18 protein-coding genes are annotated in these 22,633 nt (G+C 49.7%); 8 read left to right on the top strand and 10 right to left on the bottom strand.

The annotated features are described in order from the left end of the window. Positions 1–24: 24 nt before the first annotated feature. Together NNL21_RS01325 and NNL21_RS01320 are read right to left on the bottom strand one after the other, a co-directional pair. Positions 25–1,227, bottom strand: a complete 1,203-nt coding sequence (locus tag NNL21_RS01325) for an acetyl-CoA C-acetyltransferase (protein ID WP_204816717.1) — start codon at positions 1,225–1,227, stop codon at positions 25–27. Between the two features lie 8 nt (positions 1,228–1,235). Then, positions 1,236–2,120 (bottom strand): 3-hydroxyacyl-CoA dehydrogenase family protein, encoded by an 885-nt coding sequence (locus NNL21_RS01320; RefSeq protein ID WP_204815599.1) that lies wholly within the window; start codon positions 2,118–2,120, stop codon positions 1,236–1,238. Positions 2,121–2,239: 119 nt separating this feature from the next. On the opposite strand from NNL21_RS01320, the gene NNL21_RS01315 reads away from it, so the two are divergent. Further along, a complete protein-coding gene (locus NNL21_RS01315) occupies positions 2,240–3,130 on the top strand; it encodes a LysR family transcriptional regulator (protein WP_204815598.1) in 891 nt (296 codons plus the stop codon). An 8-nt stretch (positions 3,131–3,138) separates the two neighbouring features. On the opposite strand, the gene NNL21_RS01310 is transcribed toward NNL21_RS01315, so the two are convergent. After that, the gene (locus tag NNL21_RS01310) at positions 3,139–3,906 is read right to left on the bottom strand and encodes a class I SAM-dependent methyltransferase (protein WP_204815597.1); all 768 of its coding nucleotides are present in this window, start codon (positions 3,904–3,906) and stop codon (positions 3,139–3,141) included. 724 nt (positions 3,907–4,630) lie between these two features. Here NNL21_RS01310 and NNL21_RS01305 point away from each other — a divergent pair. From NNL21_RS01305 to NNL21_RS01285, 5 genes are all read left to right on the top strand, one after another. After that, positions 4,631–6,412, top strand: a complete 1,782-nt coding sequence (locus NNL21_RS01305) for an ATP-binding cassette domain-containing protein (protein WP_204815596.1) — start codon at positions 4,631–4,633, stop codon at positions 6,410–6,412. A gap of 73 nt (positions 6,413–6,485) precedes the next feature. Next, positions 6,486–8,327 (top strand): ABC transporter ATP-binding protein, encoded by a 1,842-nt coding sequence (locus tag NNL21_RS01300; protein WP_204815595.1) that lies wholly within the window; start codon positions 6,486–6,488, stop codon positions 8,325–8,327. 250 nt (positions 8,328–8,577) lie between these two features. Further along, positions 8,578–9,585: a phosphotransferase enzyme family protein gene (locus NNL21_RS01295; RefSeq protein WP_204815594.1), complete on the top strand. Its 1,008-nt coding sequence runs from the start codon at positions 8,578–8,580 to the stop codon at positions 9,583–9,585. A gap of 113 nt (positions 9,586–9,698) precedes the next feature. After that, positions 9,699–11,456, top strand: coding sequence for an RNA polymerase sigma factor (locus tag NNL21_RS01290; protein ID WP_204815593.1), 1,758 nt, complete (start codon positions 9,699–9,701; stop codon positions 11,454–11,456). Positions 11,457–11,648: 192 nt separating this feature from the next. Continuing rightward, a complete protein-coding gene (locus NNL21_RS01285; protein ID WP_204815592.1) occupies positions 11,649–12,221 on the top strand; it encodes a 50S ribosomal protein L25 in 573 nt (190 codons plus the stop codon). Positions 12,222–12,314: 93 nt separating this feature from the next. Here the strand turns inward: NNL21_RS01285 and bioC are convergent, their stop codons facing one another. From bioC to NNL21_RS01250, 7 genes are all read right to left on the bottom strand, one after another. After that, positions 12,315–13,184: a malonyl-ACP O-methyltransferase BioC gene (gene bioC, locus NNL21_RS01280; protein ID WP_204815591.1), complete on the bottom strand. Its 870-nt coding sequence runs from the start codon at positions 13,182–13,184 to the stop codon at positions 12,315–12,317. Beyond that, a complete protein-coding gene (locus NNL21_RS01275) occupies positions 13,147–13,944 on the bottom strand; it encodes an alpha/beta hydrolase (RefSeq protein WP_256554997.1) in 798 nt (265 codons plus the stop codon). The genes bioC and NNL21_RS01275 overlap by 38 nt, the downstream gene beginning before the upstream one ends. Then, the gene (gene bioF / locus NNL21_RS01270) at positions 13,941–15,122 is read right to left on the bottom strand and encodes an 8-amino-7-oxononanoate synthase (protein WP_204815590.1); all 1,182 of its coding nucleotides are present in this window, start codon (positions 15,120–15,122) and stop codon (positions 13,941–13,943) included. Before bioF ends, NNL21_RS01275 begins: the two co-directional genes overlap by 4 nt. Beyond that, entirely contained in the window at positions 15,097–16,125 is a 1,029-nt protein-coding gene (bioB, locus tag NNL21_RS01265; RefSeq protein ID WP_204816715.1) for a biotin synthase BioB, read from the bottom strand. Before bioB ends, bioF begins: the two co-directional genes overlap by 26 nt. A gap of 14 nt (positions 16,126–16,139) precedes the next feature. Continuing rightward, positions 16,140–16,886, bottom strand: coding sequence for a dethiobiotin synthase (gene bioD / locus NNL21_RS01260; protein ID WP_204815589.1), 747 nt, complete (start codon positions 16,884–16,886; stop codon positions 16,140–16,142). Further along, positions 16,883–18,244 (bottom strand): adenosylmethionine--8-amino-7-oxononanoate transaminase, encoded by a 1,362-nt coding sequence (gene bioA, locus NNL21_RS01255; protein WP_204815588.1) that lies wholly within the window; start codon positions 18,242–18,244, stop codon positions 16,883–16,885. The genes bioD and bioA overlap by 4 nt, the downstream gene beginning before the upstream one ends. Before the next feature lie 288 nt (positions 18,245–18,532). Then, positions 18,533–20,251 (bottom strand): DUF4838 domain-containing protein, encoded by a 1,719-nt coding sequence (locus NNL21_RS01250; RefSeq protein ID WP_204815587.1) that lies wholly within the window; start codon positions 20,249–20,251, stop codon positions 18,533–18,535. Positions 20,252–20,675: 424 nt separating this feature from the next. On the opposite strand from NNL21_RS01250, the gene NNL21_RS01245 reads away from it, so the two are divergent. Together NNL21_RS01245 and NNL21_RS01240 are read left to right on the top strand one after the other, a co-directional pair. Further along, on the top strand, positions 20,676–21,056 hold the full coding sequence (locus tag NNL21_RS01245) for a hypothetical protein (RefSeq protein WP_256554996.1): 381 nt from the start codon (positions 20,676–20,678) through the stop codon (positions 21,054–21,056). A gap of 96 nt (positions 21,057–21,152) precedes the next feature. After that, positions 21,153–22,238: a sialidase family protein gene (locus tag NNL21_RS01240; RefSeq protein WP_204815586.1), complete on the top strand. Its 1,086-nt coding sequence runs from the start codon at positions 21,153–21,155 to the stop codon at positions 22,236–22,238. The last annotated feature ends 395 nt before the right edge of the window (positions 22,239–22,633 follow it).

The raw sequence follows: 22,633 nt of genomic DNA, 5'->3' as shown, positions 1-22,633 counted from the left end.
TTCCTTATTGGTTTGCTAGCTTCGTCACGCGCCTTCTACGATCGTTGCAATACCTTGCCCGCCGCCGATACATAAGGAAGCCAGTCCTAGACGAGAGCTTTGGCGCCGCATCTCATGCAGCAGGGTGACGAGCACCCGCGCTCCACTGGCGCCGATCGGGTGGCCGAGCGCTATGGCTCCGCCATTGACGTTGAATATCCCGGGATCATAGTCAAAATGCTTGCCGTATGCGAGTGCTTGTGCCGCGAAGGCTTCATTCACTTCAAGCAGATCGATTTCATTCATGGCCAGACCGGCCTTCGCCAAGGCTCGCTCCGTAGCGGGGATTGGGCCGATCCCCATCATCGACGGCTCCACACCTGCCGATGCATGGGAACGAAGGATGGCTAGCGGTTTAAGGCCAAGTGAGACTGCCCGCCGTTCAGACAGGATGACCAGCGCGGCTGCTCCGTCATTAATGCCAGAGGCGTTGCCGGCCGTCACAATGCCGTCATGCTTGAATGCAGGGCGCAATCTGGCTAGAGCTTCTAGTGTTGTATCGGGACGCGGATACTCATCCTTCGTTACAAGGAGCGCTTCGCCTTTCTTCTGGGGGATGCTCACGGAAATCAATTCATCGTCGAATCTTCCGGCATCGACGGCGGCTTTTGCTTTCTGTTGGCTCTGCCAAGCAAATTGATCAAGCTGCTGGCGCGTAAAGCCATAATGATCCCCAATGTTCTCGGCAGTCATGCCCATGTGGTAATTATTCGCTGCGCACCATAGTCCGTCTTGGATCATCGTGTCCACCATGGTCTGATGTCCCATGCGGTAACCGGAGCGGGCACCCTGCAGTAGATAGGGGGCAAGTGACATATTTTCCATACCGCCCGCTACGATAATTTCGCAATCCCCGGATCGGATGGCGTTGTATGCCATACTAACCGCCTTCATACCGGAACCGCATACATGATTAATAGTCAATGCAGGGATGTCGACCGATAGACCTGCGGCAAGGGCGGCTTGCCGAGCAGGATTCTGACCGAGGCCGGCCTGAAGGACGTTGCCCATAATGACCTCGTCAACTTGCTTGGCATCGATGCCCGCACGACTGATCGCCTCGGCGATGGCGATGGAGCCTAGCCGAATGGCGGTGACCTCTTTAAACATTCCGTTAAAGCTCCCAATGGGTGTACGAACTGCACTGGCAATCACTACATTGTTCGTCGCAGCAGCGCTGCTGTTCATCAAGGCCATCAATCCTCCTGATCGAGTTTCGTTCTGAATGATACCAATTGCTTCATGCGGTCGCTCAGCTGCTCGGAGGCATGTGGGCCGTCCTCATACTCATAGAAGCCCCGTCCGCTCTTAACGCCAAGCTCGCCGCTGCCCGCTCTTTCCAGAATGGATTGCGGTGCTTCGGAGCTTCTGGAGAGCTCCGGGAAGAGGTGGCCGGTTACCTTCGCCCAGATGTCCAATCCGCCAAGATCCGCGATCTCGAACGGACCCTTAAGCGCCCAGCGCAAGCCGAGTCCATCACTTACGACAGTATCGATCTGCCTGGCATCGGCCACTCCGTTCTCCAACAGGTAACAGGCTTCTCTCATTAACGCGGCTTGCAGCCGGTTGGCGATAAATCCAGGAATGTCTTTGTTTAATACAACGGGCGATTTGCCGCAATGCTGCAGTAAAGATATCACCTCATTCAAGATGGCTGGGGAAGTTGACGGCAAACCAACAATCTCGACTAATGGAACATGCTTCGCCGGATTGAAGAAATGAGTGACAATCATACGATCCTCGAACGATAAATTTGCAGCCAGCTCCCGCAGAGCGAAGGTAGAGGTGTTGGAGGCGATAATGGCCTGCGGTTTAATGAGAGGTTCAAGCCTGGCATACACGTCCCGTTTGACATCCAACTGTTCCGGAACGGCTTCGACGATTAGATCCGCCGTTGTAACCGCTTTCTCGAAATCACTCATGAACACGATGGATGGTGATGCGGCTGCGTCAAGCGATCGCTCGTTGAGTGATTGGAGTTTCGGATCATACAAAGTCACCTGACAGCCATGTTCAGCAAACAGCTGGGCGATTCCCAGCCCCATTGTTCCAGCTCCTAGAACGGTAATGGCTGTAATCATATGAAGCCCCCTTAGACGAATCATTAATTTCATTGTACATACGGGATATCTATGAGTAAAATACATATATCGAATACTATATATTCTAATTATCTATATATAAGGGTGATGACAAGACGATGGATTTGCGGCAATTAAGCTACTTTCTAGAGGTCGCTCAGCACGCCAGCTTCTCCAAGGCCAGCCAGTCCATTCATCTCTCACAGCCTACCTTGAGTAAAATGGTCAAAAGCCTGGAGGATGAACTGGGCGTTGTACTGCTGGATCGCTCCACGCGCAAAGTAGTGTTGACGGAAGCGGGCAAGCTGGTTCAAACGCATGCCCAAGCCGTTATTAATGCCCAGCAGCAGCTGCTGGCGGCAGTAGTGGATTTGAAAGAGATGAGGAAGGGGCAATTTACGCTCGGGCTGCCTCCCGTAATCGGAGCAAGCTTCTTCCCGAGGGTTATCGCAGATTTTCATCAGCTGCATCCGGACATCGAGATTCAAATCGTGGAGGAGGGGGGCAAACGGATTGAACAGCTGCTGATCGAGGGAAAAATCAATCTCGGCGTTATCGTTCTTCCAGTAGATGAACAACTATTCGAGGCCGTACCGATTGTGAAGCGGCATCTGAATCTCGTATTGCCGCTCACACACCCGATGCAGCATAGCAGCAAGGTTCGGCTCACGGATCTGAGGGACGAGCCATTCATTTTGTTCCGCCAGGAATTTAATTTGCATGATCGTGTGAAGGAAGCTTGTATTCGTGAAGGGTTTGAGCCGCGGGTAGCGTATGAAAGCACACAGTGGGATTTCATCTATGAATTGATTTGCGCCAACCAAGGGATATCCCTGCTTCCGGAGACGATCTGCGCGAGGCTTGATCCGGAGAAGGTTCGTGTCGTACGACTCATCGAGCCAAGCATCCACTGGGATTTGGCCATCATCTGGAAGAAGGGCGGCTATGTTTCCCATGCGGCGCAAGGCTGGATTGAGTTCGCTAAGGGCGTGTTTACGAATCGCAATTGATGCTGATCTTATTTCTGCGCCGTTACAATAGGCTGGTAATAGCCGGTATCCACGGGCAGATGCCACTTTATCTCGGAGAAACCATTCGCATGTAATGCTGCGCTAAGTTCCTCCCGAAGAAGTGCTCTGTACACGGTTTTATAATGCTTTGTATCCCAGGCGCCATTGATTTCTTGCACGATAAATTGGTTTACCGTATAGGTTGTGCCATCTTCCGGCCAATCCCATACCTGAAAAACAATCCGCTTGCCCTCATCGAACACACGCGGTTGTGTGGAGGAGGGCTTCTCATGTACCAGCGTATCGTAGTCTCTTATCGTAAACATCAGCAGGCCATCCTGATTTAGTTTTGCATGTATATTTAGAAGAGCTTTATCTAAATCCTCATCTGTAAGGAGATGTGGGATCGCATTATCCGCCGATAGCACGATATCGAATGATCCTGGTACATCGGTATCCAGCGAGCGGAAATCAGCTACTCCAAAATCGATCTGAACACCGATGGATGAGGCTTCATGGCCAGCTCTTCGAACGGATTCAGGACTTAGATCTGTCGCACGGACGTTATACCCATATTTCGCCAATCCGATGGCTTGCGTTCCAATACCGCACGAACAATCCAGCAGTGAGATGTTGCTCGGTGCAGAGTTCAGTTTGGATTGGATGACTTTATGGAGTACCTCGCCTTGCCTTGAAATCGCATGATTCCAATCCGCGTATATGAGATGATAGTCTTCTGCAAGTTCATCATAGAAGGTTAGAACGGAGTCGCTCATGCCTCTCACTCCTATCTTTTGATATACCCCTAAGTATAGTTCATATATTAGATTAGCAACATAAAAAACAGCATGCCCTATAAGCGAAGGCTGCGATGGACTCCAAATCGTTATAGGTATAGATCAAACATCATCATGATTAAACTAGAAGTATAAACCATTTGTAGTATTGAAGAGGGATGATGTGGGGTGGCGAATTCAGCATCTTTATCTGTTGGCGGCGTACTGATCATGAATGACACCTATCCCCAGCTGAAGTGATGGCTCATCCTGCTGTCATAGATTTATCAAAGTATGCATCGAAGCAGCATTGGAATCAAAGGCAGGGCTGTTTAAGCGAGGTCAAGGTATACAGACAGAACGCAATATATGTCCTATGAGGTTTATTCCATCTAATAAGAAGAGCTCCAGAATTCACTTCTGGAGCTCTTCTTATCCGTTTGAAGGAAATAAAAAAACACCTCATCGGTGTGGAGCTGTTTTTGGGTGATTTTAAATTAAGGGCACGTATCCTCGCTCCCTATAATCGTATTATAAACGGCGGATGATTATAAGTCTATACTTGTGGAAAAAAATTCTATATTCTAAGTCATACCGGTCAAATAACTGTTCTGAGATAAGCTGAAGCACAACATCTATTGCGATTACGTAATCCTATCGATGGGTTGGAGGGGGATGGAATATTAACAAATATGCTCGTTGCTTCTGGGACGCGTCATCCATCATGTTTCGGGTGGAACGATGGCCAATTACGGTCTTGTCCGTCATGCTGTTTCTAGCTGTATTCATCATGCCTGCAGAGCTCTGGCTGGTCAAAACACTTGTCGACCGCATCCAGGCATGGATTACTCCGGATCCAATCGATTCCATACTTGCAGCTGCAGCATGGTTAGCCGCTCTATTGATTATGAACAATATTGGCTTTGTTCCGGTTCCGTTAGCCATGACACGCTTGAACGAGATTGGCACGCTAGAGGAACAACGGCTGGTGATGCACAAAACATCAAGGCTTCCTCTCACGTTGGTCGAAGCGCCTCGAATCAAGGAACTCCGGGAACGAGCCCTTCAAGTCTCCCTATATGCCATCTACGATACAGGCAGTCATTTCATGCAGGGCTCTCTGCAGTCGGCCGTATTGATTATCGTAATGCTGGCATATGGCCAGTGGCTTCCCGTTGTCGCGATCTGCGCGGCAGCACTCCTCCAAACTTACGTCATGAGTAAATCGGCAGCAAGTCTCGAACGGCTTAACCGTAAGCAGACACCAAGCAGCAGACTGCTCCGGCATTATGCCGGACTGATGACGAAGCGGGAAGCAGCCAAGGAAATCCGCTTGTTCTGCTTCGGTCAACTGCTGGCCGCGCGCTGGTCGGCATTGTATAGAAGCCAATCCAAAGAAAAGTGGGATATCGCCCGTTCGTCTGAGCTGCGAAAAATAGGTCCAGAGCTGCTGATGGTTCTGATCGGCGGATTACTGGTCTCGCTCCTGGTGCTTCAGCCAGGAGCAAACAAACTGACAGCTGGAGAATTCACGCTATTATTTATGGTCTTGACGATGTTATTATCGCAGCTTCAGGGTCTAATCCACCGTGCAGTCTCTATGCGTACGCAATACATGAGATGGGCAGATTTTCGCACCTATATGAATCTAGAAGATGATCCACGTGCAGGACGACAGGAAACATCCAAGGTTGTGAAGGATGATACTTCGGTGGTGATGGATAGAATCAGTGAAGGTAACGCTGACGGCAGTCGATCCATTGCGGCGCCGGGTGGCATGAAGCTGGAAGTTCGCAAGCTTCATTACCGTTATCCTGGTGCCGTATGCGATACGCTGAAGGATATCAGCCTGTCGATCCCGAGCGGCTGCCGAGCTGCGGTAGTCGGCGAGAACGGCTCCGGAAAATCGACACTGGTCAAGCTGTTAACCGGGATGTATATGCCGGGTTGCGGCGAAATCATCTGGAGCCGTGAGGGGGAGAGGATCCCCGCAGCGGATTCCGCGGAAGGGCATCTATCCGCGGTGTTTCAAGATTTTACCCGTTTATATGTAACCCTTCGGGAGAACGTGGCACTTGGCAACCTGGCGGCGATGGATCAGGATTCGGAGCTGCAAAACTCGCTTCGCGCTGCGGGAAGCAGGCTTTCCGACTTGGAGATGCAGATCGGTTCGCCTTTTGACGGGATTGAGCCTTCCGGCGGGCAGTGGCAGCAAATCGCGACTGCTCGAGCGCTGCTGCGTAATGCAAGCTTCGTGTTTTTCGATGAACCGACGGCAGCCTTGGATCCTCTAGCCGAGAAGAAAGCATTCGATCTGTTCTTGCGTGTGACGGAAGGACGTTCGGCACTGCTCGTTACACACCGGCTTGGGGCCGCGAAGCTGGCGGATGTGATTTTCGTTCTGAAGGATGGCCGGCTTGTGGAGCAAGGGACCCACAACGAGTTAATAGCGCAACAGGGTGAATACAGCCGAATGTTCCAGCTGCAGGCATCTTGGTATGGGTGAATGACCTTGCCCACGGAAAGGGTGGAGGTTTGAGGAGCTTCCGCAATCGAATACGAAGCGCTGGGGTGAACGGATGAACAATAATGCACGTACTTCGACAGTTCGCAGCATTGGAATGCTGATTTACCGAATATCAAGAGCGATGCCTATGCTGACGTTGGTCTGGCTCGGTATTCCATTGTTGCTTGGTGTACTAATCATACCGAGCTATACGGCTCAGAAGGATCTGCTGGATTTATTCGTGGGGGGAACGGAGGAGCGTGATTGGGAAGCCATGCTCAGGGCTGCATGGCCGCCGCTTGTTATTTTTTCTGTCATTGCGCTCCTTCGGGTTCTGCTCACTGCTTGTCAGAATCTAGCTGATCCCAGATTGCGGGACCGGTCATCGATGCTGCTTCAGTCCGAGGTGCATCAGCGGGCAATTAAGGTACCGTTAGAACGGATGGATCAATCCGAATACTATGACCGGCTGCAGAGAGCAGAGGCTGCTGCAAGCACGGATGTTTGCGGCATTCTGCAGAATGTAATCGGATTTCTGATCCTTCTGTTCGAGTTGTTCGGTCTTCTAACCGTGGTCTCATTAGCTCATCCCATTGTTTGTATATTGTTGATCATTGTCTTTGCCATATCGTTCATCATCCGTGTGGAATCCGATATTGTTGTACGCCGTTTGAATCGAGACCTGACGAGATCAGGACGGGAATCCGATTATTTGCGCGATGTGGTGACACGACCGGAGACGGTGAAGGAAATGCGCATATTCGGATCGATGGATTACTTGATTCACAAATGGCATGAAACCATGCGGCATTCCCTTTCGCTGCGGATGAATGCAAGAAGAAGGGAAATCAGGCGCGGAATCGTCGTGTCAGCCTTGCAAATTACAGGGTTGTTCGGCGCGATCGCGTGGATGGTGTTCAACTTGAATTCAAGCGGAATTACAGCCGGTACGCTGGTTATCGTATTTCTGGCTATGAGGCAAGCCTACAGCATATCTGGAAGAATGGCTCACCCTATTAGCAAAATCTATATTCAGAGCACCAAAATCATGGATTTGGCCGATTTTTTGAGAGAAACGCCAGAGCGTGAAACGACTGACAACGAACAGACTGCCCCAGAGCTACCGCCTCCGGGTACAACATGCAGGATCGAGTTTGACGATGTAACTTATCAGTATTCCGACGAGCATGGGCCCGTGCTGCATAGCATCCAATTGACACTGAACCCTGGTGAGACGGTGGCGCTTGTCGGGGAGAACGGAGCGGGGAAATCGACGCTGGTCCGTCTGCTGCTGGGGCTGTACCAGCCGACGGCCGGGCGTATTACATGGGATGGAACCGACCTGAGAGAAATAAACCAAGAACAGCTGCGCAGCAGCATGTCTGCTGTATTTCAAGATTTTGTGCGCTATGAGACGTCGCTGCGGGATAATATCGGCTTCGGACAGCAGGAGGAGATCGGCAATGACAGCTTCATACGCAGCGCCATGAGGGCTGGAGGAGCTGCTGATCTGGAAGCGCAGTGCGGCGGACTGGATGCACCTGTTGGGCTGCTGACCGAAGGTGGAAGGGAGCTCAGCGGAGGCCAATGGCAGCGTCTTGCTATCGCCCGGGCAGCGGTGCGCAGTCCAAGACTGCTCGTGCTTGATGAGCCGACGGCCGCTCTTGATCCGCAGCATGAGATTGAGCTGTACCGGTCTTTCCGTGAGCTAGCGCAAAGCCGTACGACATTATTCGTATCCCATCGTCTTGGTTGGGCGAGATATGCGGATCGGATCATCGTGATGCGGAAAGGACGGATCGTAGAGGAAGGGTCTCACGAATCGCTGCTAGCAGCCGGCGGTGAGTATGCCGACATGTTTCGCACACAAGCGGAGTGGTACAGCGGCCCCGTTACGACAACGGAAATAAGCTGATATTGGATTAATAAGGATAAGGGGCTGCTAGTGGGCGGCCCCTAAAGTTGTCTGATTATTTTATTCAATAAATGGAATAAAATTGCAACTTTATGAACGGCGGGATCGTCCTGAATGATGAGGGAGCTGATGCCATCCTATATGGAAAAGTTAAAGATCGATTCGCTGCCTATCCAATCTTCGGCCTTCTATACATAAGAAGAATGAATAATCTATTCCAAACTTCACATAGAGAAACAGGTGAATTTATTTGACCGTTCATAAAGAAGTGCGCTATACAGACGATGCGATGGTTCGTGAAGACATATTTACTCACATACATAATACCTTCGGTATACATGTTCACCGTCATTCACCGAATTTCTTGGGATTGTACAATTTGAAGTGGTCTATATCGACAGATAGGCATGAGCTATTCGTCAAATGCTACCATCCCAAACGGTATAACCTGTCTGACCCGCTCCGTCGAACAAGAATTGGACGCTCGCTATTCTTTCAACAGGTGCTCCATGAAGAGGTGAAGGTCTGTCCGAACGTCTGGAGCAACGGTGGTGAATTCATTTTGCAATCAGAGTCGGGTCATACTTACATCATGATGGACCATTTTGCCGGCCGTCCTCCCGCTGTGGGGCACTTGGATATTGATACGCACTATCAATTAGGAAAAGCAGTGGGCCGCATGCACCGGGTCTTGTCCCGTTTCTCGGTGGACGGTGAGCAGTGGATCCCCTCGTTAACAGCCATGAAAGAACAATGGGCTGTTAATCTGGAATCGGCGCTCAGTCAAAGCAGTCCCAATGAAAGAGCAATTCAGGCCATAGAGCGCCAAGGACAGATATTATCAGGATTGGACCTGTCCATGTTTGAGAGACTTGGATCTGGTTGGGCTCATTGGGATCTATGGGCCGATAATATACTCGTAGGAGAGAATGGCGAAGTAGGATTCGTAGATTTTGACACGGTACAGTTCAGCTATCCGGAAATCGATGTTGCCCGTGCGCTGCTCTCCTGTTCGCTACACGAAGGGGAACTGCGGAAAGAGGCTGTTCGCGCTTTTCTTGCAGGCTATCGAACGGAGCGCGCATTCCCGACAGGTCATTTTCTGTTGGCCTTAAAACTATTATGGTGCAAGGAAGCACATTGGTGGTTGAAAAGTGAAATGGATGACTTCAGCGGCCCCCCGATACGCTTTGCCGAGGAATTAATGTGGCTGACCGATCACTGGAATGAGCTGGATGACCGGTATGGAAAATGGTAGACCAGCCTCATTGATCAGGTTGACACCAAATTGTATATACGCTGTCAGAAACTGCAGGGCATAGGCATCCTAATCATTAGGGACGGATTTGAATGATTGCGGGGTGCACGCTTATGGCTGGGATTGCGGATAATCGACAGGAAGAACCGGTGGAATCGGTTCATGATGAAGTGCTTACTGGCAGGGCTCGCGGCGGTGACAAAGCGGCATTCGAGGAACTTGTAAGACGTCATCGTGTCCAGGCATTCACCTGGGCGGCGCGGATATCGAAGGACCCGCATATGTCGGAGGATATCGTGCAGGAGGCGTTGATTCGTGCTTTTATTAAGCTGCATACCCTCGCGCATAACGATCGGTTTGTCGGGTGGTTCAAACGTATTGTCACTAATCAAGCTTTCATGAAATTACGAAGAGGAGGTCCGTACAGCCGGGAATTGCCGGTATCCTCTTATACCATTCCTGCAGTAAATGAGCAGACGGTCAATCCAAACGACATCAACAGCATTATGGATTATTTGATAGCCCGTTCCAAGGATTCGGCTGCCGTCAGTATGTATAAGGATCCTCAACTGCAATTGGAGCGTCAAGATTGGTATCGGATTATACAGGCGCTGCTGCGATGCTTAACGCCGAGAGAGAAGAGCATTTTTGAAACGTATTTCTTTCAAGAGTGCTCCCCGCAAGAAATCGCGGAATTGTTTCAGGTCAGCGTCGGCAATGTGTATAAGATCATCTCAAGATCCCGTCAGAAAGTACAAGAAGAGCGCCTTTCATTCCTGATCCGTACCCATATTCAGCGAAGAAAGGAAGACGGCTTCATGAAACAAAATGTATTGGATCCAACACAATTGAGACTGACTGGCGGGTCATTACTGAGCGGCACAGAGAACTTATATCGGTTTGTTCGAGCTCGTTACCCTCATCTTTCATTACCGTATGTGGATGGTTTTCTGCTAGGAGCCTTTATATTGAATATTGAACAATCCCGAGTGGATATGTCCAGTACGAATATGATTGACCGAAACTACTTGATTACGAACGGTATGCTGAACTTGGGTATTCGTGTGCGTTACGTGGAAGCCTTTGACTTCGAACCTCCGGATCCTCATCTGATGACAGAAGCTATAGCTCTTGCTCAAGCCACGGTAGATCTGGGTATGCCTGCCATGGTGTGGGAGCTGCTGAATTCCGAATTTGGTTTCATCTATGGGTACGATGACGAGAAGAAGCAGTTTGAGGCCATGGATACACAATCGGAAGGAACAGTGTCCTATGACCGGTTGGGGCGTCTTCAAACGCGCTCGCTCTTCGTGCTTGGTTTTGTTGGTGAGAATGTGATTTCCCCTTCCGATGGGCTCTGGAGGCTCTGCCGTATGATAAGCCGTCATGCAAGGGGAGGCGATCTAACCTTCACCGGTTATGTTAACGGCCTTGCCGCGTATGATGCATGGATTGACGTCTTCCGGCAGCAGGCAATCGACCCGCTCGGTCAAGCTTATACGATCGGTATCATTCGTCAGATGCGATACAATGCCGCGCGATGTTTACAAGAGCTTGCAGCGGAATGGGAGAGGTCAGATGATGAACGCCATAGGCAAGTTCGAAGCCTTCTGCATCAGGCTTATGTACATTACGCCCATGTGTCTGATGGGTTCGCGGAGCTGGCAACGATGTTTCCTCCACCTTCTGGTGGGGAGCCGAATGATCCGGCGATCGCCCTAAGCGCGATTGCCCTCCTCGAACAAATTAAACAATCGGAGGAAGCAGGGGTGACCTTTCTGGAACAAATTGTCCAGCTGCTAGAGGAGCTCGAACCGCGTGGACATGTTCCTGACCTTATTGAACATCCACCGCGAGCTTATGTGATGTAGTACAAATTTACACATCCCAGTCCTTCCTTCGGATTGGGATGTTTGCGATTTCGGTCATCCAAACAATGGATAAAGTGAAATATGGATAGAAAACAATGGAATTTAATTTATTTTCTGAAAATTCCGGCGATTATTGTACATTTGGTGAGAACAGTGTTAAGGTAGAGGGAATTCATGAGGGGGCTAAAAGCAATGAGTACGACTATTCAATTAACGGACCGATCCAATCTTCCCTCGTCGCATGTGAAACAACTGAGAAAGCAAGGCTCCATTCCTGCCGTCGTTTATGGCGTTGGAGTTGCGAGTCTTCCAGTTGAAGTGAACGGCAACCAGCTGTTCGCTGCCTTGAAGAAAAACCCGAGAGCGATCCTGCAAGCGACGATCGCAGACCGAGGCCAACATCCTGTTCTTGTTCAAGAGGTTCAGAAGGATATGTTAACTGGCAAATGGACGCATGTTGATTTTCAACAAATCAATATGAACGAGCGCATTGATACGAAAGCTACGATCCATTTTTCAGGAGATCCTGCTGGATTGGTACAAGGCGGTATCCTTCAAATCGAGGTTCACGAAGTGGAAATCCGTTGTATGCCTGACAAATTGTTTGCGGCATTCGAAGTCGACATTAGCAAACTCGGAATTGGCGATCAATTACTAGTTTCCGATCTATCATTCCATGACGGAGTTGAGATCTTAACGGATGCTTCAGTCATGCTGGTTAAAGTGCTTAATCCACAAGCAGCAGAAGCAGCACCTACTGCATAAGAGTGATACCGGATTATCTTATTAAACGTGATATTTACGGTTAGGCTGTCGAGAAACCTCGACAGCTTTTTTTGTTCTATATAAGCCAGTTATCTACTTCTCTGCCAAAGCTTGAATCATTAAAATATCGTAACTGGCAGCAACGCCACCGGGTAAGCTGAATTTATTCTCATATGCCTTATACATGTTGGCGAATAGGCGTCGCGAGCTGAGTCCTGGCCTTGCGGCGGCTTCTGAAGAGCTGGCTCCCATTGCTTTGACCGAGTGAAGAAAATCTCTTGCGGAAGCATATGTTTCCGTTTGAAGAGATCGCTCATCTTGGATACTGGAAAATCCCGCTTTCTGGAGCATCTGTATCCACTCGGCTGTTGATTGAAACGACAGTCCATGCCGCTGCGGCTCCAAATCGTTTGCTCGATATGCTTCATGAAATGACTGGTGAAGCTCATAGAACGTGTCTGGTCCGAAAGTCGAGAACACAAGCATACCCCCTGTACGCAGCATCCGTCGAAGGTGCACGAGTGTTTGCAGCGGATCGGTCAGCCATTGAAAGCAGGCGTTGGAGACAATCAGGTCCAGCGAGGACGACTGTGCACCGGCTGCCCATGTTTCGACATCGGCAAGGAGAAAGCGAATACGATCCGATCGGCTTTTGCTGTATTCCGCATGGTTTCCTGTACCGGATCGGATACGTTGTTCTGCAATTGTGATCATCGCAGGTGCAAGGTCAAGTGCAGTAACGGGTGCACGAGGCCACTGGTTGACCAGAATTTCGGTCAGCGTCCCCGTCCCGCAGCCGACTTCAAGAATGTGGGGTTCTACTGTTGTACATTCGCTTTTCCACTCGATGAGTGATTTTGCAAGCCGGTCTGCCATTGTACGCTGTACTTGGGCGTGATTATCATACGAACCTGCTGCACTTCGGTTAAATTGACGCCGAATTGAAGCTGTCTTGCTGCTCATGCCGCCATCTCCTCACTTCTTCAGCAATTTCACATTCTCTTCCTACAAACGGGGCATGTCCGCAACTTAGGATTGTAAGGAGCTCCGCTTGAGGCAATCGTGACGCAAGCTCTGACCCTGCAGCATAGGGACATATGCGATCCTCAGTGCCGTGGATAAGAAAGACCGGATAATTGATTTTCTTCAGTTGAGACAAGATCTCCTCACTTCGCAGCACCTGAAGGCCTGCGATTAACGCCGGGGTTGTCCAGCTCCCGCTAGAGGGGAGGGAACTGCCGAGACCGGCTGCCCGTTCGATTTCCGTTAATAGCATCTGTCGAAATCTGGTTTCAACGGCCGTTCGGTCCTTCATCAGCCCTGTCATCATTTGTCTCAAATGGGCATCCGCCCAGCCGCGGTCAGCTTCTGCTTTGGGACGAGTGAATCGGGCCGTGGCCGCAAATAACACGAGACCATCAGCGAGACCTATGGCAGCCAGTCTAAGTGCCAATAAACCGCCGAGCGACCAGCCGCCAATCAACAATGGGCCGCGTAAACCGCTTGTCGTGAAAGTTGAACCATCCGAAGACAGAACATTTTTTGCCTCCGTTTCAGTCAAGCGGAGCATTGTCTCTGGTGAATCGGCTTGACTATAATCGACAGAAACATGATGAAAATCCGGCAGCAATTCACGAAGCGGATCGAATACCGTAACCGGCATGCTCCAACCGGTCAGCCATATGATGGTGCCGCTGCTCACTTGTTGATTATTCACCATCATGGCCGCACCAGCACCCCCAGTTGTTGTCCAATGATGCGGATGTGCGAGGCAGCATCAGTCAGTTCTTGAACCGTATGAACGGCTGACAAGGAGAACCGGATTCGCGCTGTACCATCAGGCACAGTAGGCGGACGAATTGCAGCTGCCGCGATCCCTTTCTCCTCAAGAGCGCTGCTGAAACGTAGAGCGATATCGTTATCTCCAACGATAACAGGGATAATCGGAGAGTCCCCGTCATCGATTGTAAAGCCGGCGGCACGAAGCAAAGATCGGAATAGCCTGCTTGCCTCGTAAAGCCTTTCCCGGCGCCAGTGATCGGTTTGTACCAAATCCATCGCCTTAGAAATACCTGCTACAATAGAAGGCGGCAGCGCAGTTGAATAAATGAGCGGTCTTGCTTTGTTCACCAGCCATTGAATTAAGGTGCGGCTGCCGCAAATATATGCGCCGTAGATACCGAATGATTTGCTAAACGTTCCCATATGAATATCCACATCATCCTGGATCCCCAGCTCATGACATAATCCCTCGCCACGTCTCCCGTAAATCCCCCCGCTATGTGCCTCGTCCACCATCAGCATCGCTCCGTACTCGCGTTTGATCGCAGCGAGTTCACGTAGGGGAGCAGCGTCGCCATCCATGGAGAAGATCGCGTCGGTAACGATCAACTTCCGCCGTTTATGACGAAACTTCGTCAACAACGCACGCAAATGTTCCATGTCGTTATGACGGTAGCGGGCATGCTCCGCACGGCTGAGTATAACGCCGTCCACAATGCTTGCATGGTTCAGCTGATCACTGAACACTACATCTCCCCGGTTGACTAAACCACTAATAACACCTGAATTAGCCATATAGCCATTGGCAAAAACCAGCCCGGCTTCGCAGCTCTGCCAATCGGCCAGCTCTTCTTCAAGACGGCTGTAAGGCAGCCGGTTGCCTGTTACTAGGCGCGATGCGCCAGATCCGGCTCCTTCGGTAAGCAGTGCTTCCCGCATGGCTTCAATAATAGCTGGATGTCGGGCGAGTCCCAGGTAGTCGTTGGAAGACAGGTTGAGCAGCATGTTGTCACCGCGCATCATGCGGCCAGCAGAGTCAGAGACCGCGCTGTATGTACGCAAGGAACGCTTTATTGAGGCATCTGCTAATCCATCAAGTTCTTCTTCTATCCAGTCCATCCTTGTCACCGCCTTGCAGGGCGTTCAATTCAATCTCAAAACCCAAATCTTCAATGATCTGATGATCAGCTGAAACGTCCTGTCCTTCTGTCGTTAAATAATCACCTACGAAGAGAGAATTTGCAGCATAGAGTGACATTGGCTGCAGGGTACGGAGGTTAACCTCACGACCACCCGCCACGCGGATTTCTTTAGCCGGACAGATGAACCGGAACAGAGCAAGTACCTTTAAAGCCTTCATTGATGATGTGCGGACTGCATGCTCCAGAGGCGTTCCCGGAATCGCATTCAGGAAATTGATCGGAATCGAATCGGCATCGATTTCGCGAAGGGCATAGGCCATCTCCACAATTTCTTGATTCGTCTCGCCCATGCCGATAATGACACCGGAGCAGGGGGACATGCCGTGAATCTTAACCTTTTCCACCGTTTCAATACGTTGGTCGTATGTATGGGTCGTAGTGATAGAGGGGTAGTTCGCTTTGCTGGTATTCAGGTTGTGGTTATATCGATGAACGCCAGCTTCTGCAAGACGCTGGGCTTGATCGTCCTTCAGAATGCCCAGACATGCGCAAATTTTAAGCGGCATCGTATCTCGGATTTCCCTTACTGCGTCTATGACTTGATCCAATTCCTTGTTTGTCGGGCCTTTTCCGGCTGCTACAATGCAATAGGTTCCTGCTTGGCGTGCCATGGCTTCGCGTGCACCGGCAAGCAAAGTGTCTTTATCGAGCAAGGTGTATTTCTTTACCGGCGCGGTCGAAACAATCGATTGCGAGCAATAGCCGCAGTCCTCGGGACAAAGGCCGCTTTTGGCATTGATGATCATGTTCAGCTTCACTTTTTTTCCGTAATAATGTTGTCTCACTTTAAACGCAGCATGCATCAGCAGAAGGATCTCATCATTGTCGGCTTCGAGTACAGCGAGCCCTTCTTCCCGTGTTAAACATTCCCCGCTCAATGCTTTGCGTGCAAGAGACTGCCACTCCATTGCCTTATTCATGACTTCCAACACATTCATCCTCTCATTAATTGAATCGCAATCGCCTGTCTGATCGGTTCTATTTGTATAGCTGTTCGTATCGAATGCAGGAAGCTCTCTGAATTCGCTTCGGCATGTATACGAGGAAACCGTCCGATGACCTTAAGTCCGCTATAACGTTCGATTAGTTCCGCATTCGTAGCGATGCTCGGATCGTTATGAGCCTCCGCTAATACGCCATCGTTCATAATGACCCCAACAATCGGAACGCCATGGTGCCTTAAAAATGACGCAGTCAGAAGGGTGTGGTTAATCGTGCCAAGGCTGGAACGGGCTACAATGAGAGCAGGGATGCGAAGCTCCGAGATCAAGTTCACCACGAGAGCGTCATCTGTCAACGGTACAGCAGCGCCGCCCGCGCCTTCGATGAGCAGCGCTTCATAACGATGAGCAAGCGGCTCGCCAGCGACGATTAAGTCCTTCAACTGAAGGGACACACCAGCCTGTTGGGCGGCGAGAAGCGGTGTAAGCGGATCTGCAAAAGTAAAAGGCGCCACTGTCTCCGGCCGTTCATTGATTCCCGTATATGTCAGCATCCGTTCAGCATCCGTAACCCCACTGCCAAGAGGTGCACCCGACTGAATCGGCTTCCAAACACCGGCATTGATCCCCTCGGCGCGAAGCACAGCAGTAATAGCTGCTGTCACAACCGTTTTCCCGACGCCGGTGTCCGTACCTGTCACAAATAATCCGCGTATTAGACCAACGTTCTCCTCCCTCATGAAGCACGGCCATCTTCAGTAACGCTAATAATCGATTCGGTCAAAATTGATGTCATTGCATCCAACTCAGCTTCCGTACTGGAGAGGGGAGGGATGAAGACGATCACATTGCCGAGCGGCCTTGTCAGCATACCGAGTTCTCTGGCCTGCAGACTCGTGCGAACTCCGATTCGTTCTGCCCAATCGTATGGCTCTCGTGATTCCTTATCGCGTACGAGCTCGATGCCGATCATCATTCCCTGCTGGCGGATCTCTCCAACGTGTGGCCGATCTTTAAGAGCTGCAAGCTTACGCTCCACGAATGACGCCTTTGCTCGTACGCCTTCAATCATGCTGCGCTCCTCAAACAGCTTCAGACTGGCCAAGGCAACAGCGCAGCCAAGCGGGTTTCCCGTGTAGGAATGACCGTGGAAAAAAGTTTTCTGCTCGTGGTAGTCCGCATAGAAAGCGTCATACACCTCGTCGATGGCAAGCGTTGCGGCTACAGGCAAATAGCCTCCGGTGAGTCCTTTTCCGATCACCATCAAATCAGGTGAAACCGCTTCGAGATCACAAGCGAACATGGCGCCCGTCCGGCCGAAGCCGGTCGCGACCTCATCAGCGATGAGAAGCACGCCATGCTTGCGGCACAGCTCAGCCATCTGGCGTAAACAGCCTGGCGGCATAACAATGATGCCACTGGCCCCTTGTACGATCGGCTCCACAATCAGAGCTGCAATCTCATCCGCCCGCGTCTGCAGCAAATGACTTAGTGCAGTTAGCGTAGCTTCCAATGCCTCCGTCTCACCGCATGCGTGGCGATAAGCGTAAGGGTATGGAATGATGTGCGAAGGAAATAACATCTGGCGGAACACGTCATGATAGAGAGGAATTGCACCTACACTAACCGCTCCAATGGTATCGCCGTGATAAGCTTGATTCATCGTGATAAACGTCGTCTTTCCCCGTATCCCTCGGTTATGCCAGTATTGAAACGCCATCTTGATCGCGATCTCGACACCGGTCGCTCCTGAATCGGAATAAAATACTTTGTTTAGTTGTCTCGGAGTTATCGCCGCTAATTTCTCCGCAAGCTCGATTGCGGGTACATTGGCCATGCCGAGAAGGGTGGTATGGGCGACGCGGCCTAACTGCTCCGTGATTGCTTGATTAAGCTCCGGCACGTTGTGTCCATGCACATTGAGCCATACGGACGAGAAACCGTCATAATAAGCGCGTCCTTGAATGTCATAGAGCATGACGCCTTCGCCGCGTTCTATGATGAGTGGGTCCGAGTTAGTGTAGTCTTTCATCTGCGTAAAAGGATGCCATAGGTGATCCTTATTTAAAGCTGCAAGCCGGTCATAATCCGCATTCACAATCCATCACCATCCATTGGCATTTTAATTGTTAACCAAAAATAACTATAAAGGTTAACAATAGAATGTGGTTATTCTAGCAGACCGCGATACCTCTTGTAAAGAGAGTTCCAAATGGATAGATAGAGATTACGTGCGGTGAAAGTAAGTGTCTGGCTAGAGAACATGGATAACGAGTACCGAAAAGAGGAGGGATATAATAGGGGTATAAAAAAAGCGCCCGATAGAATCGACACTTGAAAATGTCTATTCTAAAAGGCGCTTATTGGAGGAGAACCATGGTAAGGATCAGCAGGATCTTGGCTCAGGAACTGCGACACCTTCATTAAGGTGGGTGATACCGAAGTCTTTGGCCATCTTGTAATACGCATTCGCGTTCATATCATCCGTGTGACCGTTGTTAAAGAGCTCCCAGTGAATCAGTTGGAGCCTGGAACGGCGAATTCGCTGCAGAGTATGTTCATCGCCCGCAAGAGCTTCCGCTTGGTCCCACCACGCTTTAGCTTGCTCCGCATCAAATAGAGCAGGGGGAAGGATCTCTGTTGGTGTTCCGCGTGCGCCAGGTTCCGATTTCAGTACGATTTCCTGGACATCATCAATATATTGTCTGATGAATTGCCATCCGGCACCATAATAGCCTTGCAGGAATTCATTCATATGCCGCTCGAAATCCGTTTCTGTCTGGTCAGGCTTCCAGAGCAATTGGGCTAACAAATACGTGCGAAGCTCACCAAATTCACCGCTGATCGACTGATAATTGCCCTGCTCGAAGATGCCTTTCGCATGATTGTTGACGAATAATCGCATGTTCGGCAGTAAGGTGTGGAAGTTAGGAAACGTAACGATATAGTCGCTGAAGTTGGTGGTGTAGTCCCAGATATAGATCCTGTTGCAGATTTTACTCCAGATCTCCAGCGATTCTTTGATGTGGGGCTGTTCCTCGTGCTTTCGGGATATGACCGGGCTAAAGGTGCAAATCCGAATGGCTACGTTGTCGCGCGGCCTTGTGATCTTAGGAGGAGTAAACGTGTGCTGATACGCCAGCGTGTCGATGATGACTTTGGGATGTTTAACTTTCACAGCATCTGCGATCGCATTGACGAAGCGGAGCAGAGAGCCCATGGGAGAGCCTTCCTCTTGATGGATACGCTCACAGTCATCGCATTGACAATAACTATCGCTCAAGAAGCTGTCATCCTGCGAGACAGAGACGATTCCCGCCTGCGGCTCTTCTTGTAGACAGTTGAGCACCTTGTCGGTCATTATGCGCAGCACATCTGGATTGGTGAGGCAGAGCTGCGTGTACAAATGCTCGCCATTACGCTTGCCTTCGCGAAGCGAATAATATTCCGGATGCTCAGCAAAATACTCGCTGATCGGCATAAACACATTAAAGGTGTGAACAAAAGAAGGTCCGCCATAACCGAGTCCGCCGCCCCATTCTTCTCTAATCGAACGGCTGCAGGCTTGGTTTTTGATGATGCTGTTTACTTTTAATTTGACGGCCCAGTTCTCGTTGAGAGAGGAATACCAATACGTGTCTCTGTATTCAACTATTGGAACAAACTTTACATCGAGATTACCGGGAAGTGCTGCGTCTCCCGAGAGGATGGTCTGCTCCACGACCGGTGCGAACCAACGCCAGCCCAGGTAGTCTTCCAGTAAGGTATAGACGCCGTAGAGTGTCCCGCGGGTTGGGCTCCCAACAATGTAAAGCTTGGATTCCTTAACTTGCAGATAGAAGCCGTCATCACCAAGACATGCATAGCTGACATCAAGGTCATACCTGCGGTTTGTCGTTCCCACGAGAATCTCATGAGGGGATTCGACATTGGAGTCGGCGGTGACCGGCAGCTGTACCCCACAGCTTCGCTCGATATAGAATTGCAATTCCTGCGCGGCTGTCTTCTCGGAGGGGCTGCAGAATTCTCCATGAATGATGATGTATTTGCTGATTTCAATGCCGGTAATCGTCAATTTGGGAATAGGATAAGATTGTTCAGTCATATTCAAAATCCCTCCATAATTGCATGATAATGACTCGATTTCTGGGGTCAGTATATCATGTGAATGGGTGTGCAACAACCATATAATAGGATATTATTAGGATGTCTGATTAGGTGGTTGTTTCCAGGTATCGCTGGGGTAGATCAACGATCATATTTTTAAGGAGAATGAATTTGAATTTGCTGCTGATCTCGATAAGAGTATTGTGGATGTTGGCCATCTTGATTAATTTATCGGGGGTTTTGTGGTTCATTCTTGGATCTACTGCAAATTTCCAACGGGGTATTGATCTTATTTCTACGGTCATTTTGATTTATGCGGGAATACCCTCTATTCTATTAATAGTTATGTCTGCTATTTTACTTTTTGAGGGTGGAACCCTTCAAAATCGGGGATTATCGGTATTTTACTTATGATGGTTTGCATGCTTTCGTTAACGCCGACGTTGTATAAATATGTAAATACTAGCGGGTGGTTAACGGAGAATATCACAACAGATTCGTTGCAAAAGACAGCAGATGGTCAATATGAATATCAAGTCGAATTGATTAATTTGTTTCAGAGGAATAGCTACGCTAGACTCTATCTAAAAAACGTTAATACAGCGGAAGAAACTCGTATTCCCGTAGATTTGGCGGTAAACGAGATCAAGGGTTTGAGTGTTGGAAAAGTGAATTATTGGGTCAGTATAGAGTTGAATCCCGTATCAGACAATTACTTGATGATTACGACAACCGATTTCCCCTTGCCAGGAGAAGAATATGAAATCGATGTACCAAATGGTACAGCGGTAAGAATGAAGTGATTTTATTAATGTGTACAGCAGATTATTTGGTATTATCTCTGAATTATCAAGGAGATAAGAGCTATTCTAAACATCTCCAGAGGAGTGGTGATTAATATGGAACAGCTAGGTACGATCGTATTGGATTTGCGTCCGTCACCGGATAATCCGCGAAATAGTGAAGGCGCTTTCCTAGAATTGTTAGACGGGCGATTAATATTCGTGTACAGCCGCTTTATCGGGGATTCTGCGGATGACTTTGCGAAGGCAGGCATCGCGGTACGCTATTCATCCGATGAAGGCGACACTTGGACCCCAGATACATTCATCGCTCAGCCAGAAGATCATAACGCACGCAATATTATGAGCGTATCGCTGCTGCGCATGAATAACAATGATATTGGCCTATTCTATTTACTTCGGTACGGTTGGCATGATATGCGGCTGCACGTGCGGCGGTCATCCGACGAGGGGATGACTTGGAGTGATCCGGTATGCTGCGTGCCGGCTGAAGGTTATTATGTGACGAATAATGATAGGGTCGTCCGGTTATCGACAGGGAGACTTATAGTTCCAGCAGCTATGCACCGGATGAAGACGAGCGAGTCGGAGTGGGGCAGCTTCGATGGGAGGGCCATCACGTTCTTCTTCCTGTCTGATGATGATGGCAGAACATGGCGTGAAGCGCGAAATTTCCTCTCCATCGGAGCGCCTAATTCAACAAGTGATATGCAGGAGCCAGGTGTCATTGAGCTTAACCATGGCACACTTTGGGGATGGGCGCGTACCGACCTTGGCTGCCAATATGAGACGTTCTCCTATGATGGCGGCGAATCTTGGAGCAGCCCCATGCCTTCGACATTCACATCGCCTTGTTCTCCGTTATCGATGAAACGGAATCCGAGCAACGGCCATCTGCTCGCGGTATGGAACCCGATCCCGGTCTACAACACCCGGCGTGTCGAGAATCACAGCTGGGGACGGACGCCGCTCATTGGGGCGATCAGTAAGGATGAAGGCAGGACGTGGAGCGGCCATTTTTCAATCGAAAGAGAAGAGGATGGCAATGGCTGCTGTTACGTGGCGATCCATTTTACAACCCATGCTGTTCTGCTCGCGTATTGCGCAGGCGAAGCGGAGGACGGGATTTGTTTAGCCCGTTTAAAGGTCCGTAAGATCGCACTCTCGGAATTGAATGCTTGAGTTACGTGGGATGCTACCCCTTTGATTATTTATCGACTCCGGAGGATGTTTTGAAGAAAAAATGCTTCGGTCAAAATAAGTAGTTAAAGGCATTTGTATGGAAGGAATGTCTTGAACGAGTAGAAGAGATCTTTCAGAAGAATGCCACTGAAAAGGGTTTACAAGTCATCAATTATCATTATTTAGTTATAGCTAGAGCAACACCGACTAGGAAATCTCACGATCAAGAACATCGAAGACTATAAGGAAGAGTATTTTTGCTGAACTCTACCCAAAGGCAGAACCCTGCTGCTGCTGCATCAAAAAAGAACGTCAAGTAATTTACTTTATATGGGAATATGATAAGTTCCATGATATTCTTAATGAAGAACATGTTGATCTTTATTAAGAACGAA

This window comes from Paenibacillus mendelii (assembly GCF_024498075.1).
Lineage (GTDB): Bacteria > Bacillota > Bacilli > Paenibacillales > Paenibacillaceae > Paenibacillus_Z > Paenibacillus_Z mendelii.
The sequence above is the reverse complement of the archived record's forward strand: the minus strand, read 5'-3'. Positions and strand labels throughout refer to the sequence as shown.